This is a genomic window from Aquimarina besae (genome assembly GCF_042434905.1).
GTDB lineage: Bacteria > Bacteroidota > Bacteroidia > Flavobacteriales > Flavobacteriaceae > Aquimarina.
The window spans coordinates 1,302,645-1,322,637 of record NZ_CP170199.1 but is presented as its reverse complement, the minus strand read 5'-3'; the positions used below and the strand labels follow the sequence as shown (position 1 = coordinate 1,322,637).

Below are 19,993 nucleotides of genomic sequence, written 5' to 3'. Positions count from 1 at the left end.
TCTATGGGGATCAGGAAACTATTATTACTGTTGATAGGATTATTTGTATTAGGGTCTTGTTCTAAAGAAAAGGAAACCAAAATATTGAGACTTGCACATACGCTTGACACCAAACATCCGGTGCACAAAGCCATGGTTATTTTGGGTGAAAAGTTAGAAAAAAAATCGAACGGAACGCTAAAAGTGAAACTCTATCCAAGCGGTCAGTTAGGAGCAGAACGTGAATGTCTGGAATTGCTTCAAATAGGAAGTCTGGATATTACCAAAGTTTCTGCTGCTGTATTAGAAAATTTTATCACAGAGTACAAAGTTTTTAGTATCCCCTATTTATTTAGAGACAGGCAACACGCATTTGAGGTGTTTGACGGCTCTATTGGAGACGAAATGCTGACCAAAGGTGACAAGTATCGATTAAGAGGACTTACCTTTTATGACGCGGGAAGCCGAAGTTTTTACACGAAAGAAAAAGCCATTAAAACTCCGGAAGATTTGAATGGCCTTAAAATAAGAGTTCAAAAAAGTAATATGGCCGTGGCGATGGTAAACTCTTTAGGAGGTTCTCCAACTCCAATTTCCTGGGGAGAACTGTACACCGCTCTACAGCAAGGTGTTGTAGATGGCGCAGAAAATAATCTTCCTAGTTTTTATACTTCTAAGCATTACGAAATCTGTAAGTATTTCAGCCTGGATCAACATACTTCTGTTCCGGATGTACTGTTAATTGGTTTAGATACCTGGGAACGATTATCTAAACAAGAACAAACCTGGCTTAAAGAAGCAGCAAGAGAATCCACCATCGAACAACGTAAATTATGGGCAGACTCTGAAAAAGAATCTTTGGATGCCATAACCGCATCGGGCGTTGAAATCATAACACCAGACAAAACTTTATTCGAAAAACAAACAGAAAGTATTCAAACAATGTTTAAGGAGCAACCCGAGATGTTGGCTCTCATTAAGAATATTAAAGCCACGAATCAATGAGAAAAACAATCGATACATTTTTAGAAAAAGCATTGATCCTCATATTCTCTTTGATGCTACTAAGTGTCATATGGCAGGTATTTTCCAGGTTTTTGTTACAATCGCCCAGTACTATTACTGACGAAATTTCCAGTTTTTCTTTAATCTGGTTAGGACTTTTAGGAGCAGCGTATGCAACCGGTAAGCGCTTACATCTGGCTATAGACCTCATACCATCGCATATAGTAGCAAACAGACAACGATTGTATGATGGCATTGTACACGGTGCTGTATTGATCTTTGGGTTTTTAGTAATGGTGATTGGCGGCGCCAGGTTGTGTTGGCTAACCTTCGTTTTTCAACAAAAATCCGCAACACTGGAGATTCCTTTAGGGTTCATTTATTTGGTCATCCCCGTAAGTGGTTTATTGATTTGCTACTATTCTTTGGAAACCTTACTTCGAAAAAAGAGATTTTAAAAATATACTTTATGAACTACACTGAAGTTTTAATCCTGATCCTCAGCTTTTTGGTATTACTATCCATCCGTGTTCCTGTTGCTTATGCAATCGGACTTTCAGGATTGTTTACCTTAATGGTGGCTATGCCTTTTTTACCCTCGGTAACTACATTGGCTCAACGAATGGCTACTTCTTTAGATAGTTTTACGCTTTCAGCTATACCATTCTTTATATTAGCTGGTCAAATTATGAACAGAGGAGGTATAGCGGTGCGGCTTATCAATTTTGCAAAAGCGATTGTAGGACCTCTTCCTGGAGGTTTAGCTTTTGTAAATATATTTGCTTGTATGCTTTTTGGTGCTATATCTGGTTCTGCAGTTGCTGCGGCCTCAGCGATTGGAGGATTTATGAATCCGATGATGGAAAAAGAAGGGTACGACAAGTCTTTTAGTGCTGCGGTTAATATCACAAGTTCTACCACAGGATTATTGATTCCGCCAAGCAACGTTTTAATTATCTATTCTCTAGCCAGTGGTGGTGTTTCTATTGCCGCTTTGTTTGTCGCAGGGTATATGCCAGGTATCCTCATCGGACTCGCTTTAATGTTAGTCGCTGGGATTTACTCTGTTATTAAAAAGTATCCTACAGAAAAATTGGTCAGCTTCAAAGTGTTTTTCAAAAGGTTTTTAGATGCATTACCAAGCTTATTGTTGTTGGTCGTAGTTATTGGAGGTATCGTAGCAGGGATTTTCACCGCTACAGAAGCTTCTGCGATTGCTGTGATTTACACTTTTGTTTTGGCAATGGTATACAAAGAAATATCATTAAAAAGTATTGGCCCTATTCTTATTGAAACGGTAAAAACCTCATCAATTGTATTATTACTGATTGCTACCTCGATCGCCATGTCTTGGGTAATGTCTTATGAAAATATACCGCAAGAAATTAGCAATGCTTTACTTTCTGTCAGCGAAAATCCAATAGTAATCCTGATTCTTATCAATCTGATTTTACTATTCGTTGGTGTTTTCATGGATATGACTCCGGCGATACTGATCTTTACTCCTATATTTTTACCGATAGTTACGGATTTAGGTATGAATCCTATTCATTTTGGTATTGTGATGATTTTAAATCTTTGTATTGGATTATGCACTCCTCCGGTAGGTTCTGTGCTTTTTGTGGGATGTAGTGTAGCTGAATTAAGTATTCAAAAAGTGATCCGACCTTTAATGCCTTTGTTTTTAATTATGATTCTGGTGTTGGTTTTAATTACCTATATCCCGGAACTTAGTTTATGGTTGCCAAGGATGTTTGATTTATAATAATGATTAAGTAAGCCACAAAAAAGGCTTCCGAAATAGTATTCCGAAAACCTTGATGATATTTTTTTAATTAAAACTTTTAGATTAAATATTAGTTATCGTAATCGACGGTATAAAATCTAACCTTGGCCGTACCATCCTTTTGACCCGATCCACTAGTATTATTCAAAATATAAATTCCGGCCTTAAAATGAGCTGTAGAAGAATCTTCGAGTGTTGGATCATTGTATAAGGTATAAAAGTTACCACTACTATTTTTTGTCTGCACTTTTATCCTATTGTTTCCTGATTGAATTTTAAATTCATAAGCCGTATTCATATTGAACTTTAAACGACTTCCGCTGCTATTAGTTAGAAAACCATCACTATTTAATCTGTCTGCGCCTCTTTTTACGGCATCTCCTCTCATTTTTAAGTAGAATTGATTACTGGAGCTACTTACACGTTGTGCATACAATAACATTAAATCATCGCTTCCTGTATGGATTTGAGCAAAGCCTAATTGCCTGGAATCAGAGAACTGAGTAATGCGAAGTTTTATCTTTAAAGTTCTAGTATTGTTACCATTGGTGTTCCATTCGGTGTTTTGGCGCAACTCTGTACGTGGACCAGTTGTTCCGCAGGAAGTAGTGGGACCTTTTCCGGGAGTAACAAATTCTGCACTGTACTGATCATATACATCAAAATAAGTGCTATGACTATATCCGCTTTGCAAGCTGGAATTAGAAACATTTAGCACTCCATAATTATAGGTTTTTCCGCTACATGATTTGGCATTTTTTTCAATTGGAAGTTGGATTTTCCAGTCAGAATCAGACAATTCCAACTTATCATATGGACTGTCTAATGCTTTAGAGATAGATTCGGTGTGTGTTTCTGTATCTTCTGCAATGATGTGTTGATCATCATTTACACAAGAAATCATTAGGATCGTTGACAGAACTAAAAAAAATAGCATTTTAGTTCGATTACAAATAATTTGGTAAGAACGTTTCATAAGTAATGATTTATGTTGTTGTTCTTAAGTTATTATTAAATAATCAATATTAACACTCTATAGATGAGTAATGTACAATCAAAACCCTTAATTTGTACGATATGGTAATCTTGCTTTTCTATAGCATACTTTTTTACAATATAAAACAACCTCAAGATGACCTTATCTTGAGGTTGTTTACGAACTTAAACCTTAATTCGCTTTGATAATTTTATATATGGTTGGATCAACTTTGCTATTCTTCAGATCTTTAATTCTAACCATATACATTCCTTTTGATAACTGACTAACATCAATCTCATTTTGGGTTTCATCCAAGGATACACTTATTTTCTCGGCACCAAGTAAATCGTAGATTTTTACAACTTTAGTAGAAGTTTTTCCGTTTATAAACAAAGTTTCGTGTATAGGATTTGGATAGAGTACCATTGCCTTTTCTTCTTCGACTCCAGTAGTTCTTTCTGATGCTATAATCTCAAATATCCAATGCTGATTTTGATTGGTGCTTCGGCTTCTCCATAAATATGCTAATTGATTATTCTCACCTCCATTATTTCCGTCAATAGAATACATATTCGCGTTACGCTTTTCCAAACGGTATATATTATCCGTTACTTTTACTTTACGCCATTGCTGATTCTGATTATTGGCATCGCAATCCCAAAGTCTAAGATTTTGACCGTTTGCCCCACCATCTCCACCATCCATACAAAAAGAGGTATTCATTTTTTGATAAGAATAATAGCCATTACCACGATCTATTTCAATCCATTGTTGGTTTACGTTACCTGGATTTGCTTGCCAGAGTTTCACGTTCTGATTGCGTGCTCCTCCTACACCACCATCTAATGCATAACCGCTTGCATTTCGTTTGCGTAAATGAACAACCGGATTGCTCCCGGTGTTATCTTCTACAACTTCTATGGTCTTTGAAATACTCGTAGAAACTCCACCATTATCAGTTACTTCGGCCCTTAGCACATAGGTTCCGACTGTAAGATTTAACAATTTAGGGTCTTCTCTATTAACATTTGCAGTACCCCATTCATAGGGCGCGGCATTTTCCTGTCTTATAAAATCATCATTGATATAAAGTCTGACATTCGCAATATTAGAACCAGTATTTTCAACACTAATTACTACTCCTAAGTTTGCCTCTCCTACAAACTGATCCTCTATCGGACTTACAAAACTAATCGAGGTTATAGAGGATGGTCTTACAAAACAGTATTTCCTTACTCCTGGAAGAGGGTCACTTCCGAAGGCAGTATTTGTACAAGGAATATCCTCTGTTTGATTATCCAGGAAAACATAACTTCCGTTTTGACCGTAGGCAATATCCAAAGGACCATTAGAGATTGTCAATAATCCTGATTCGTCTACTGCATACGTATATCCGTCAGGACCAATGATATTAGGAGACGAAGTAGCATCAGGACCGTATAATGGCCATCTGTTTACATAATCAGGTTTATCTCTTAGGAACATAGATGAAGGTAACTCGGCTCCTGTGTTTAGGTCTTTCCATCTAAGATTTCCATTTCCTCCTTCACGGTCTATTCCGAAGATATTTGCCCCTACTACATTACCACTTCCTTTAGCTATAGCAGCAGTTTCTGAACTCTTTTTAAATTCATTTCCAATAATGTTATTATTATTAGAATCTCCGTGATCTGCCCCAATAATATCAGTCGCATGATTTCTATACCAGGTGGTGTAGCGCGTTCCCCAACCTTTATTGATGTTATTATCATCAAAAATTTGCCTTCCATAGTTTCCTTCAAATAGATTATTGTGACATCCTTTGGAGTTATGTTGACCAATGTCCTGATAAGAGTTGTATGGAGCTTCTGCGCGGTTATAGGCTATCACACTATGATCGGTTCCAAATTGTGTCATAATATGATGCCTCATATTTGCAGTCCTGTTATTGATCACGTAGATTTTTGAACTAAAATGCATGGTGATACCACCTTGTGTACCACCGCCACCGCCATAATTTCCGTGAACATAAGAATCGCGAACAATTACTTTTGTACAACGTGACATTGAAATATGTGTGCTGAATGCTTTATTGGATTCGATATTTGAGATTTCGACATTTCTGGCATTAATCAATTCTATATTGTCACTTCTCTTATCGCTATCCGATACAATAGGTTTTGAAGTTCTTTCGAAATAAAAATTACTTAGCCTCACATTTTTAGGGGCTCCAAATCTCTGAATTTTTGTTCTAGACTTGAAGAAAGGAAGCCCTAATTTAGTGTCTATAGTTAAGATATTCCCGCTTTTACCAATCACCTGAACGATTTGTGTTTCCGGATCACTCGGTCTAGGACCATTTTCGGTTTGAGTAAGAATGATGTAAGTTCCTACTGAAATGCCACTAGATCCGGTAAGCCTAATTTGGGTGTCTCCTCTAGAAGCATTATCGGCCATGTCATAATTACTGTTGGATCTAGAACCTCTAATGGTAATTGATGGAGAATTAACTCCTCCCGGACTCAAAAATCTGGTAGCATTTCCAGAACCCACAATCTGAATATTGTTTTCTGTGATTCTAATATCGGATCGAATGTAAAAGGTCCCCGCAGGAAATTTAAAAATCCTATTTCCATTTCCATTATTGATCAAATTATTGATCTTAGGTGCAATATCTGCAGAACTGTTGGGTACGATCCCCTCCTGTGTAACATCAATAACAGTCCAATTTCCGGGATCTTCCCATTTAAAATTTTCCCATCGTGATGCTGCTAAATTTCCCGTAGGAACATCTCCATAATCTGTTACCTCAACTTGTCCAAATGCCTGAAACATGCATAAGACAAGGGCAAAACTGAGTTTCATTATCACCGAGAATATATTTTTGTGTTTTAAATTTCTCATAATTTATTTGTTGGTTTTAAGAGTAATTAATCTTTAATAATCTATAGGAGTGATACGCCTCTTGCGGATTGTATAGAGAACTTTCATTGATAAAATTCTGCTTCTCGATACAAATTTTTCTCACTTTCAATCGAAAAATCCACTCGAAGTGACGAATTTTATCAAAATGTATAATGGGTTTCCTTTGATAATTCTTCGTTAGGAAAGAATTTAAAATTTACCCATAAAATGAGAGAAACAACCTCAAGACAAGGTCATCTTGAGGTTATTTATATTGTTATCAATTCGTTTTCACAACTTTGTAGATAAGAGGTTCTTTACGACGATTATTTATATCAATAATCTGAACGACATAAATTCCATTAGACATTCTGCTAAAATCGATTTCATTTTCATTTTCATTCAGTGATTTACTAATTCTAACAGCTCCCAAAAGATCATATATTTTGATCATTTTACCAGAAATATTATTTCCTGATACAAATAGAGAATTTCGAACTGGATTAGGATATATGGATACAGCATCCTGTTCTTCAATATCATCAATAGACAAGGTACTTTCTGTTACAGTAATCATCATAGTTCGTGTGGTTACGGCTCCCAGATTATCTGTAGCTTCGGCCTTTAATTCATAAGTTCCAACTGCAAGGTTTAATAATGCTGCATCATTTTGACCGGGATTTGCTACACCCCATTCGTATGGAGCTGCATTTTCTTGTCTTACCAACACATTATTGACGTAGAGTTTCACATTTACCACATTTCCATCACTATCGGATGCATCAATAACGACACCTACATCATCTCCTTCTTCAAATTCTGTATTACCCGGAACCTGAAAACTAACATCTGGAGGAATATTATTACTACCACCGATAGGATCTAAATCATTAGTAGTACAAGGCAAGGCAGCTGGTTGAAAGTTTCCATTATTGTCCCAATCAAAGAAAACATTAGTTCTATTATCTCCACCTCTGTTTCTCAACATTAAGTAAACATCACCATTTCCTGCAATGAAATATGCGTTGTCTGTTGCATTTTCCACCGCCGTTATAGAGTTTAGCCGGGTTGCTCCGTTAACTCTAAAATTTCCAAGTTTACCAAAGTCCTTAAAGCGAGTCAATGTCAAATCCCCAACTTCCCCTCTATTCCATATAAGATGGATACTTTTATTCTCTGGAGCCTTACCAAAATGAAAAGTATATAAAAAATCCTGGTTTACAATCAATGGGAATTTATAGGTACCCGAAGCCTTGTTTCCTGACTCATAAAAACAGGCATCCGCTGTTCCCGGTTTTGATCGAACCACTGATATCGGAGTTTGCGTATTGTTGATTCGATGCAACCATAATCCCGCAAAGAAATAATCCGATCGTGCTGCATTTCTCCAGGAAGGGTGTCTGTACTCATGTCCATCTCTTAGAAATGCAATATCCCGTATTATAGTCGTATTAGCTTTACCGGTTAACCCTCCGTCATAATCCTTAAAAAACTGCCCCACCTTTCTAGCTCGCGTATCGTCATTATTAGGTAACGGAAAAAACCTAAATGGGAATGGCTCCGAGAAACCTTTGGTAGTACCCGTAAAACTAGGATTAAAGTTTTCTGTAGCTCCTCCTCCTGTAATCTGTTTTATCATTTCTGTATTTGAGCGGTCCCATCCTTCAAAATGGCAATCTATGTGCCTACCTGGTCCGTCATAAAATCTAAAAAATTCACGTACTCCACTGAAAACCCCAAGATCCGTATGTGCATTAAAAAGACTATTCTCGATCGTAAGATCTCCTGCAAGCATGGAAACTGTTTTATTATCACTAAAAGTACAGTTATAAAAAACCGTATTCTCATTGGTGCCACCTACTCCCAATCCACAATATAACGCTTGGTCATTTCCGTACATCAGACCATCTTTAATCAATTGTCTCGTGTTTACATCCCATCCAAAATTCTTTTTTAAAGAATGATTCGGGTTTAATCTGTCAAAAACGTCCCAACCAGTCATACACGTATGCGCTACAAAACCATCAAATCTTCCTAAAGGCTCTTTTGATGGATTCAAACCTTGATAATACGCTAGATTGCCAGAATCAAACATCGGTCTTTCTGGAAAAGCAAACCAAAATCCTGTTCCTTCTGTACCTGCAGCTACATTATTCTCGAAGTAATTATTTGGATTGGTAATCCAGTAAGAAGCTGGAGTTCTATTTTGGGGTTCATTTGCCTCATTATCTGAAGGCGTTAATTCTTCACCGGGTTTTGGCCGTCTGGTTACAAATACCACATTATTTTTAATGGTGTTAAAACGCTCTGCACCATCTTCTAAAAAGATTCCGTGCCCTATCTGATCATAGGCGAATATTCCATCTACCGTTACATAATCAGTACCGTGAATAGTTACAGCTCTATTAAATGATTTATGAACACTACTATTTCTAAAATAGCTTCCTTGTGCTTTATCTTCGTTTAAATGCCAGTGAAATGGATATCTTCCCAAAACTCCTTTTTGACCCATTTTGTATAATTCTACATTTTCTGCGTGAGCGACAGAATTTTTCATCAACATAATATGTCCCCCAAATCCAGTTTGCTCATTATTAGCATCCATTTTACCCTGGATCTTAATATAATGTGTAAGCAAACCAACTTCAGCCTGAATATTAACATTCCAAGTCTTACCATCTCTCGCTCTGGTGTATGTCTTCGATCCCCCGATATGGTTAAATTGCAGTGGAGATGCTAATGTGAGTGTTCTTCTATCTCCGCTAATAGCTGTTATTTGAGCTTCATCCACATTGTTCCAAGCTTTTGATTGAGAACTGGCTAATCCTGTTGCAGTTAATGCAATCTGATCTCCTACTTCCCAGTCTACAGCTTCTTTCAATGTAATTTGCTGAGCCCCTTGATTGGCCGTAGTTGCAATATTGGTCCAACTCATTCTTTTCTTACCGTGCAGTTCTAGTCGACCTCCACCCATCACCATAATGGCTTTGTAAGATGCTGGTGCATCATTTATTTTACTACCAGTAAGTGTGATTTGACATCGAACACCACCAGGACCTTCATCTGCGTAGTACGGTTGGCTTTCAGTACCTATTTCCATATAACCACCATTGCCTACCACGATACTCTCGGTTTCCAGATCAATCCAAGCACCCTGAGGTTGATAATTCACCGCGCTAAGTTTTCCATTTACTGTGATACTTTTAGCTCTACAAGTACCTACCATAATCAGATCAATCCCTTGTGGGATTATAACATCGTCATTTGAAGTAGGAGCTATACCATTAGGCCACGTTGATGCTTGAGACCATAAACCCGATTGAATCGGCTGGATGGTTGCCAAACTGGTCGGCGGAATACAATCGTAGGAAGAAGTGATTTTTGGTGACGGGTTCACTTCTGTAGCAAAAAGTTTACTTCCTGAAGATAAAAGTAATACGATTAAAAAAAGACTTATCGAATATCTATAATCTTTGATGCCTCTATTATTACTATTGCTTATTCGTTTTTTCATAATTATAAGTTTGGGGTTAAAAGTTTTTGTATGAATACTTGCTTTTCAATATTTGAAATTTTACGAACTACACATAAGTGCATTCAAGTTTTACCTAAAGAACCAAATCTGAGTTTATCAAAGACATCTTTAGCCATTATAAAAATTCTTTGACAAACCCAGATCGGTCATTCAAACTACTTTTACAGCAGTTTATTTAAGATCTTACTAATTAGACTTTACTATTTTATAAATCATTGGATCTACTCGTCGGTTCTCGTGATTAATAATTCTAACCATATAGACTCCTTTCGATAATCTACTGAAATCAACCTCATTATTACCTTCATCCAAAAGCTCATTTATCTTTTCGGCTCCAAGGAGATCATAGACTTTGATCACTTTCTTGTAATTAGCATTAGAAATGTATAATACGTTTCTCACCGGATTTGGATATAAAACAGGAGTTTCAAACTCCTTATTAGGATCTTTGGTTCCTATATGATTTACAATCAATTTAGCAGCACCGGTTGTTTCATTTTCTTTAGAACCAAATGCAAAGTCGTTTCCGCCGGTCATTTCCAGAATAAGGCTCAGTCTATTGCCAGATGCCTTAGCTACATCTAAAGGTATTCGTACTTTGGAACCTATGGCAAACACTCCTGTTACAGAACCTATAGCCTGTGCTTTTCCAGCTGGTCTGTTTTGGATAGAGAGATTAGTCTCGGTCCAACCATTATGTGTTCCTTCTTGAACGAGTACTTCTCCATTTCCAGCATCTCCAAATACTTCAAACTCTAAGGTAGCATCTGTAATCTCTCCATTAATTTCAGATACATCAAACATTAAATATGCGGTACGTCTTCCGTTTTCTATGCGTATCATCGCATTATTAAAACGTGTATTATTATCTAAATAAGCATCATGAATTGCTGAAAGCGTTGTAGTACTTTCAACAAGTGCAGGTTTAGTCACCTCAACTCTATCTACATTGAATAAATAGCCGCCTCCACCTGTATAGACCAATCTTAATGTTTGATTTCCTTCTGATAAAGAAATTGTGCCAGTGTAAGGTTGATAAGAATGCCAATTGTTATTGCCAGCTATCTGTATAGAACCTTTTAATGCATTATTTGTATAAATCTCAACTGTTCCACCAGCAGTATTACTAGAAGCAAATACAGTCACTTCATAGGAACCTGAATCCGCAACATCAATCTCATATTCTGAATAATTTCCATTCTGAATAAAACCAAGGTTTTCTCCACCTCCGGGTGTGTTTTCAGTACTGACAGTTCCGGATATCGCAGTATAATCTTCTGCTTCAAAACTACCAGGAATAGCAATACTGTTTCCAATACTCTGAATATTCAAAGTAAATGTTTCCGAAGCTGTACATCCATTAGTATCGGTATTCGTTACGGTATAAACTCCTGCCTGATTCATTTGCACATCAGATAATAATAATCCTCTGTCACCGTGAGTGAAATTATTGGGACCTGTCCAAGACCATCCGTTTGTAGTAGGCCCGAATTCTTCAGATTGAGGCCCAAACCAAACCGTATCTCCTTCATTTACATTAGCCACATCTACAGATTGCCATCCTGCATTATTGATGTTTGTATACGGCACGACATTACAAGTAAGATCTCGTACAGTTACCGTCAATATTTCTGTAGTACTTGCTCCATTTGGAGCGGTCGCAACCGCTCTTAACGTATACGAACCTGCTGCCAGATTTAATAATGCGGCATCTTCTTGATTTACATTTTCTGTACCCCACTCATACGGAGCACCTCCTTCTTGTCTTATAAAAGTATCGTTTAGATATAACCTAATATTAGCAACACTTCCACTGGTTACACTTACTTCAACACCTAAATCATCACCTGCTTCGAGCTGTGTGTTTGTGGGACTGGTAAAAGCAATTTTTGGTGAATTATCACAAGGGGCATCTGATGCATTAGGACCGTGAATATAATCGATAAATGTATGCCTATTTGCATTAGGGTCCGGAGGAAAATCGAGACGAATTTGTGTAATCGTTTTACCCATCCAGGTATTGAGATTACTCATATCAAATACCATTTCTTCGAAAACATTTGTTGCAGCCGGTGTAACCGTAACTGACCTGTTTGCTGAGAAACCTGGTTGATCGGTAGTGCTCCAAAATAACTGAAATGCTCCAGCAGCTTCAGACCTTGCTCTTATTCTTAATTGAGGTACTTGGTTACCTTGAAATTTCAGGCTGTTTCTAACAATATATGGATCGTTAGAATTATCTGCTCTAATTAACCAATATTCTTCACTACTTGTGTTTGCTGCCGCAGTGTTGAAACGTTGAAAGTTTTCTGAACTTCGATTAAACCCAAAATTGAGATCTGAAGCATTGTTAGGATTTCCACAAGTTTCGGTTTCAACAATATCTGGTCTACCGTCACCATCACTGTCTGCAGCGGTTTCTCCTTCGAGATCATTTGTGGTACAAGGAAGTGAAGAAGGTTGAAAGCTTCCATTATTGTCCCAATTGAAGAATATATTTACCCTGTCATCACCGCCAATAGCTCTGAATTTTACATATACATCTCCGTTACCGGCAATAAAATATGCGTTATCTGTCGCATTTTCTACGGCTGCTATAGAGTTTACTCTTGGCAGGTTAAAATTATGTCCTCTTGCTCTGAAATTACCCAGTTTACCTAGACCTTTGAAGCGTGCATATCCCATATCTCCCGCATCTCCTCGATTCCAGATTAGATGTATGCTTTTGTTAGAAGGAGCTCTATCCATATAATATGTATACATAAAGCCTTCGTTTACAATCATTGGAAACTTATAGGTTCCGGATGAGCTGCTTCCGGATTCATAAAAACAAACGTCCTCGGTTCCGGGCTTAGAACGAACTATAGATAAACGAACCCCGCTAGAGTTAATCCCGGCAAACCACAATCCTGCAAAATAATAATCTGAACGAGCTGCATTTCTCCATGAAGAATGCCTGTACTCGTGACCATCTGTCAAAAACGGAATATCTCTGATTATTGTGGTATGTGCTTTACCGGTCAATCCTCCATCATAGTCCTTAAAGAACTGCCCGATTTTTCTTGCACGTGTAGCATCTGTATTAGGTAAAGGAAAAAATCTAAATGGAAAAGGTTCAGAAAAACCTTTGGTTGTACCACGGAATGTAGGATTAAAATTCTCTGTTGCACCACCACCGGTGATTTGTTTGATCATTTCCGAATTAGAACGGTTCCATCCTTCAAAATGACAATTTATGTGTCTACCTGGCCCGTCATAAAACCTAAAAAATTCGCGTACTCCATTAAAAACGCCTAAATCCGAGTCTGTGTTAAAAACACTATTCTCGATCGTAAGATCTCCCGCTAACATAGTCACTGTTTTATTATCACTAAATACACAGTCGTAGAATACAGTGTTCTCATTTTTTCCTCCTACTCCTAAACCACAATACAATGCCTGATCATTACCGTAAAACAAACCTCCTTTAATGAGTTGTCTACCATTAACATCCCAACCCCAATTTGCTTTAATAGAATGATCCGGGTTCAAACGGTCAAAAACATCCCATCCTGTCATACATGTATGCGCTACAAAACCTTCAAATCTTCCTAATGGTTCACGATGAGGATTGATACCTTGATAATAAGGTATATCGCCAGATACAAATAAAGGCGATTCTGGAAAAGCGAACCAAAAACCAGTTCCTTCAGTTCCTGCTGCTACATTATTTTCGAAATAATTATTTGGATTTGTGATCCAATAAGAGGCCGGTGTTCTATTTTGTGGAGCATTAAACTGATTGTCAGAAGGTGTTAATTCTTCTCCTGCTCTTGGTCGTCTTGTTACGGCCATTACGTTATTCTTTATCGTATTAAAACGTTCGCCACCATCTTCCAGAAATATACCGTGGCCAATATGATCATATGCAAAAACACCATCTACAGTAATATAATCAGTTCCATGAATGGTTACTGCACGATTAAAAGATTTATGAATACTTGTATTTCTTAAATAACTTCCTTGAGCTTTATCCTCATTTAAGTGCCAATGAAAAGGGTAACGCCCTTGAATAGATTTTTGTCCCATTTTGAACAATTCAATATTTTCTACGTGTGCTGTAGAATTTTTCATCATCATCATATGACCTCCATAACCACGGTTGTTGTCATTTTCATCTCCCTGAATTTTAATATAGTGAGATAATAAACCTACTTCTCCTTGTATATTAGCAGTCCAGGTCTTTCCGTCACGAGCTCTTGTAAAGGATTTAGAACCTCCGATATGGGTGTATTGCAAAGGGCTTGTCAAAGTAATAGTTCTTCTATCTCCACTGATAGACTGAATTTCTACTTGGTCTACTTGTTCCCATTGTTTTCCATTATTAGTCGCTAATCCGGTTGCGGTCAATGCTATAACATCACCCACTTCCCAATTCACCGCTTCTTTTAATGTAATTTGTCTACTTCCTGCATTGGCGGTCTGGGATAGATTTGTCCAGCTCATTTTTTTCTTTCCGTGCATCTCGAGACGGCCACCACTCATTACCATAATTCCTTTTCGAGAAGAAGGAGCATTGGCAACTTTGTTTCCCGTAAGTGTGATTTGGCATCTTACGCCACCAGGTCCTTTGTCAGCAACATAAGGCTGATTTTCTGTGCCGATTTCCATCAGACCTCCATTGGTGACTACAATGCTTCTTGCCCTCAGCTCGATCCAAGCGCCTCCCGGCTGCCAATTAACAGCACTAAGCTTTCCTTCTACACGAATATCACGCGCTCGACACGTACCGAGCATGATAAGATTAATACCTTGAGGAATGATCACATCATCATTTGCTGTAGGTAATGTACCATTTGGCCAAAGGGATGGACTATTCCATTGGCCTGATCTTATGGGGCTTATAGTAGCTAAACTTGTAGGAGGAACACAATCATAAGATGATGTTACAATAGGTTTTGGTTTCTTTCTGTCTAATGCAAAGAGATCATTAGCAGAAAATAAGAGAAATACAGTTAAAACCAGAGTGACTAAATACTTAAGTCGTTCCCGATAATTTAACTTGTTGAGTTTTGTTAGTTTTTTCATAATTGAGTTCGATTTGGTTTGAATACTAGGTTTGTAAAAGAGTATAAACTCAATAGCTGTCCTAAAGACTGTTTGTATCTTGAGATTATACCATACTGGAAAGCTTTACAGCTTATTTTAGTCCTTTTTTAAAATCATATTTTAATATTTAAATTCAGCATAAAACATTTTTATGACGATGAAAATCGCCAAAAAGCGCAAACACAATAGTTGCTTTTTAAATATTAAAGACTAAGGGAAGAAATATTTTTAATGTAGTAAACGAATATGATCGTTTACCTTTTTTCACAACATTTTTAAAACAAATACTATCATATGTTATATCATTAAGCTATACATATATCCCAATATTATTTGTTTAGTACATTGTAAAAAATCATATTAAAGAAATGTCTGGATCTTCTTAAAATACGACTAAGCAATATTAACGAAATTATTAATTTTGCACATATTGAATTAATGAATAATATATATAATTATATGATAATCAGTATTTTAAAATATAGTTTTTAAGATTTTTTATAGATTATTTTAAAAACTATTCTCACAAAATTTTGCAATTGGATAATATAGTATTATCAGAAACAATTAAAAACTTCTTTTATACCTACCATTGTTATTTATTGAAATTTTAAAACCAGGATACTTAATTAATTTATTAAGACATCCTGGTCTGTATTAATGTGAATTCTACTTCTTTACAAATAGTAAAGATTCCTTAAATCTTACTGATTTTATTAATAAAATATAAGATCCGGATGGTAGCTCTGAAACCTCTAAAGTTTCTGATTCATTTTTGGTACTTATCTCTTTTACTATACGACCGTCAATACCTACTATTTGCAATGTTTTCAATTCTGAAGACATTCCGGAGATTGTCAATGACGATTGTAAAACCGGATTTGGAAATGCTTTGATTTGTAGCAAATCGTTTTCCGGGCTTTGGCGATTACAATTAGGTGCTGTATCAGAATTACTGAAATAAATAGTGAAATCTTTTGTTTTAGAAACCAACACAAAATTATCACCATCTCTTGCTACCCAATACGATCCGTCTAACCCTTCAAATCCTGTATTGTTTAACGTAACTTCTGGTTGTGCATTCTGTAACTGGAAAGTCATTGTATCGCTAAAATCAACATACCAGGAAGGAGATCCGTTATTCGTATTGATTGCGAATTGATATAAGCCATTGTACTGTGGATCCCAGTTAATAGTAAACTTCCTTAAATTCCCTAATTTCGGTCCATCATTGCCTAAAACGTGTACATTATTGTACTCTACCTTATCCATCGCAACCAATCCTGCGTTTGCAGGTGTTCCGAAACCACAACTGTTAGGCCCTCCACCACTATCATCTTTTATAATTACAATTCTTGATACTTCTGTAGATAATCCTTCTGTATCAAAAGCTCTAGCTCCTACAGTATAAGTTCCCGCTACAGTTGGTGTCCAGGTTACGCTATACGGTGCTGTACGATCTTGTTTAAAGTAACCTCCATTGATCTTAAAGTTTACTTTTTCCAGATTTCCATCAGGATCTGAGGCATTTGCACTTAAATTAATAGTTTGTCCTAATTCAAATTCCTGATTCTCCTGAGAAGGGTTGGTCAAAGAAACCTGTGGTGCCTGATTACCGGAAGCTCCGTTTACCGTTAAAGTAAATGATTTACTGGTTTTAGCTCCGTCATTATCCGTTGCTTCAGCTCTAAATGTATGAGTTCCCACTGAAAGGTTTAAAAGTTCCGAAGCGTTTTCACCCATTCCCCATTCGTAGGGCGCAATACTTTCCTGACGAATTAAGTTTCCGTCTACAAATAACTTTACGTTGCTTACAGTACCATCACTGTCTGATGCATTCACTGTTACTTCAAAAGTAGTATATCCTTCTTGTACTGCAGTATTTCCTGTTGGGGAAGCGAAAGAGACGGTAGGAGGTTCATTTTCGGTTGGATTAGAATCGTTTTTAGTAATTACAATTACCCAATCCTGACCTCCATTACTAGGAGCGTTTCCTAGAGACCTGTTTCCTCCTCCATTTATACTGGTTACAGAACCATTCTTTAAGTTACCTCCATTACGAGGATCATACCACTTTACCGTATAAGCGCCACTTTGACCATTAAGATTCAGATTTGTGGATCCACCGTTTTTAAGATATATTACGTAAGCTTCACCTTGTTTTGCATAACAATAATCATTACTATTCGATGATAGCGAGTTGTTATTTTGCATTTGTGTCAACGGAAGATCTGTAATATCAAAAAAACGAATCGCGTGTCGAGCATAATCCCACCATTTATCGCGACTTCTAAAATCTTGTAGTGATAAATCCGAATGTGCATTCTGATATCCAAAATACCATTCGTTACCCCATCCACCTGCAAGCAATGTTCCCCACAGTGCATTTTTTCTTCCGTCTGTGTGAGAATTTGCAGCATTGTTATCGGGTCGTATCGCGTGTTGTGCATCTCCCGGCTCATCGCAAGCTACTGCCCATTTTTTACCGGAACTTCTAGATTTATCGATTCCTTCTTTTACTCTACTGAAAACATTGGTAAAATCAGATTTATTGGTCTGAAGTGAAAATCCGGTAAGCCTTGATTGATTACCGGTAAGATAGTCAGGAAAATTATTTGGATATTTATGAATCACTACGTGGTGGCGATACGGATCATTTTTGTAAAAATATTCTGCCATGGCTCTTTCCTGAGTGGCTGATTGATTAGAAGATTGCGGTCCGCCTCCATTTTCTTCTCCTAGGTTCCAGTTCAATGCCAAATTATGCCCAAATCTTGCTATCAGTTCGCGATAATATAATTTACGTTGTGTTCCTGTATTTCCATTATCTAATAATGTCTCATTTTCTGTCTCTTGTGTTTTAAAATGTGCAAAAATTCCATTATTCTGCATATGCTCAATCACGATTGCCCATTGTGCCATTTTAGAAACATCCATTCGTGTTCTTTGATTGTCTGAGATATACGGATAAACGTTTTTATCATCTCCATTAATATTCATCGTTAAAAAAGACATAGAATTTAACCCTTCGCTAGCAATATAATTTACTGCTCCAATCAACCCTTTACCTTTACCACTTTTCCAAGTTGGGTCTCCACTGTTCCAATCATTTTTGTGAGGATTAAAGTTTTTTCTTCTATTACCTGCATTGGGTGTATTATCAAAATCATCATATGCAAATAAATTCTCTGGAGAATCAGGTCCTTGTTTGATCATATACTCCCCAGTTTCTGCAAATCGCAAATAATGTTCTCCAACATACTGCAGGCGACCTTTTGCTCTAAAATCTCTACCTGATTTATTCGATGTACTTACATTGAATGAACCCGTTTCACCATTCATAAACCCGGCATTGGTTCCTGCATTCGTTCCATCATTAACGGCTACGTTACTACCTTTTCTGAAAGAAACACTATAATTCCAGGTACCGGTTTTATCAGGAGCAAAATGAGCCCTCCATTTGTTTCCACTAGATGCAGAGGTTTGCGCTGCATTTCCATCTGCTGCATAATAACCAGGAACCACGTAAGACGGGGAACCACTTTGATGGGTAAAGGTCACATTCAACCTATAATTTAAAAAAGGATTATCTCCAGCAGTTTCCGAAGTATTAGGTCCATCAAATGTTAATGTGATATTATGCCATTTTCTCAGTTCGCCTGTGATCGAAGCACTGCCGTTATTACCTCCACCACCATCTCCATCACAGGTGGTTTCGTTTAGAGATAAGTTTGTGGCATTCGCACTTGTTCTATTTAGTGTAACCCGATCTAATATGTGATGTTTTGATCGACCCGATATTAACATTGTATAGACACCCGGTGTATCAAACTCTACAAAGATATCGTGAGGATCGTTATCACTTGTTTTTGTGGCCCAGGTCCAATTTGTAGTTCCTGTAGAATACACTTTAAGATATCCTTCTCCGCTTGCTCCTTCAGGGTTAGGAGTTTGACCAGATCCTTTAGGATATACTCGTTCATTCCCTTTTTGACCATAAAATTCGTCGGCATCAGGAAATTTTAACCAAGTGTCATTTGCTTCAGTTGGACTATCTCCTTCACCAACTTTTGATCTCCAAAGAAACTCATATCGTCCTGCGGTATTGATCTTAATCTTTGTGTTAATCACTCCATTACCAGGGTCATTAAAATGATCGGGGCCTGTCCACTCTATGTAACCACTTCCTGTAAAACCTGAAATGGCACTCTTTTTTTTCCAATTTCCCGGTACGGATAGATTTTCTGCTTCAATGATAACCAATCCGTTTTTCTCTTCATAGGCAACATCGCAATTATCTCCGCCACCCCCAGAACCGTTTACTGTAAAACTTTTAGTATCTTCATCTGTTGCGCCATCATTATCGGTTACAACTACTTTAACCGTATAATTTCCTGCTTGCACGTTTGATATTTGATGAGGTGTGTAATTTGCCCCATCAGTATCTACTAAGGTTCCGTTAACAAAAACCTGGTGTTGGGTAATAGTTCCATCAGAATCATTAGCATTAATATTGACACCAATATTAGCTCCTACAGAATAGGAATTATTAATTCCTGTTATGGATACAGAAGGACTATTGTTAACGAAGTTATTAAAATACAATTCCGTTTTAACAATATTGGTTTCATCAATAAATTTTTCTCCTGCAATACTGGTAAAACTAGTCCAGAAGAGTAATAGATTAGACACAAGGAATGCTTTTATTCCATTTGTGCATTTAAAGCGATTTTTCATA

The 19,993-nt window shown here is 37.1% G+C and carries 8 protein-coding genes; 3 read left to right on the top strand and 5 right to left on the bottom strand.

Annotation, left to right across the window (positions count from 1 at the left end; genetic code table 11):
• The first annotated feature begins 3 nt into the window (after positions 1-3).
• From ACE94K_RS05795 to ACE94K_RS05785, 3 genes are read left to right on the top strand one after another with little or no spacing between them, the layout of a single operon-like run.
• Positions 4-984 carry a TRAP transporter substrate-binding protein gene (locus ACE94K_RS05795; protein WP_378181252.1) on the top strand — a complete coding sequence of 327 codons (981 nt, stop codon included), beginning with the start codon at positions 4-6 and terminating at the stop codon, positions 982-984.
• Positions 981-1,442, top strand: a complete 462-nt coding sequence (locus ACE94K_RS05790) for a TRAP transporter small permease (RefSeq protein ID WP_378181249.1) — start codon at positions 981-983, stop codon at positions 1,440-1,442. Before ACE94K_RS05795 ends, ACE94K_RS05790 begins: the two co-directional genes overlap by 4 nt.
• A gap of 11 nt (positions 1,443-1,453) precedes the next feature.
• A complete protein-coding gene (locus ACE94K_RS05785) occupies positions 1,454-2,749 on the top strand; it encodes a TRAP transporter large permease (RefSeq protein WP_378181246.1) in 1,296 nt (431 codons plus the stop codon).
• A gap of 91 nt (positions 2,750-2,840) precedes the next feature.
• On the opposite strand, the gene ACE94K_RS05780 is transcribed toward ACE94K_RS05785, so the two are convergent.
• The 5 genes from ACE94K_RS05780 to ACE94K_RS05760 form a co-directional block, all read right to left on the bottom strand.
• Positions 2,841-3,707 carry a polysaccharide lyase family 7 protein gene (locus tag ACE94K_RS05780; protein WP_378181243.1) on the bottom strand — a complete coding sequence of 289 codons (867 nt, stop codon included), beginning with the start codon at positions 3,705-3,707 and terminating at the stop codon, positions 2,841-2,843.
• A 231-nt stretch (positions 3,708-3,938) separates the two neighbouring features.
• Positions 3,939-6,632, bottom strand: coding sequence for a T9SS type A sorting domain-containing protein (locus ACE94K_RS05775; protein WP_378181239.1), 2,694 nt, complete (start codon positions 6,630-6,632; stop codon positions 3,939-3,941).
• 280 nt (positions 6,633-6,912) lie between these two features.
• Complete coding sequence (locus ACE94K_RS05770) at positions 6,913-10,146, bottom strand: G8 domain-containing protein (protein WP_378181236.1); 3,234 nt, start codon at positions 10,144-10,146, stop codon at positions 6,913-6,915.
• A gap of 207 nt (positions 10,147-10,353) precedes the next feature.
• Complete coding sequence (locus ACE94K_RS05765) at positions 10,354-15,234, bottom strand: carbohydrate-binding protein (RefSeq protein WP_378181233.1); 4,881 nt, start codon at positions 15,232-15,234, stop codon at positions 10,354-10,356.
• A gap of 690 nt (positions 15,235-15,924) precedes the next feature.
• Positions 15,925-19,992, bottom strand: coding sequence for an Ig-like domain-containing protein (locus ACE94K_RS05760; RefSeq protein WP_378181230.1), 4,068 nt, complete (start codon positions 19,990-19,992; stop codon positions 15,925-15,927).
• Position 19,993 lies beyond the last annotated feature (1 nt).

What these genes read in the sequence shown, in the direction of transcription:
- ACE94K_RS05795 (WP_378181252.1), top strand. Translation starts at nt 4, where the DNA reads ATGGGGATCAGGAAACTATTATTACTGTTGATAGGATTATTTGTATTA.
- ACE94K_RS05790 (WP_378181249.1), top strand. Translation starts at nt 981, where the DNA reads ATGAGAAAAACAATCGATACATTTTTAGAAAAAGCATTGATCCTCATA.
- ACE94K_RS05785 (WP_378181246.1), top strand. Translation starts at nt 1,454, where the DNA reads ATGAACTACACTGAAGTTTTAATCCTGATCCTCAGCTTTTTGGTATTA.
- ACE94K_RS05780 (WP_378181243.1), bottom strand. Translation starts at nt 3,707, where the DNA reads ATGCTATTTTTTTTAGTTCTGTCAACGATCCTAATGATTTCTTGTGTA.
- ACE94K_RS05775 (WP_378181239.1), bottom strand. Translation starts at nt 6,632, where the DNA reads ATGAGAAATTTAAAACACAAAAATATATTCTCGGTGATAATGAAACTC.
- ACE94K_RS05770 (WP_378181236.1), bottom strand. Translation starts at nt 10,146, where the DNA reads ATGAAAAAACGAATAAGCAATAGTAATAATAGAGGCATCAAAGATTAT.
- ACE94K_RS05765 (WP_378181233.1), bottom strand. Translation starts at nt 15,234, where the DNA reads ATGAAAAAACTAACAAAACTCAACAAGTTAAATTATCGGGAACGACTT.
- ACE94K_RS05760 (WP_378181230.1), bottom strand. Translation starts at nt 19,992, where the DNA reads ATGAAAAATCGCTTTAAATGCACAAATGGAATAAAAGCATTCCTTGTG.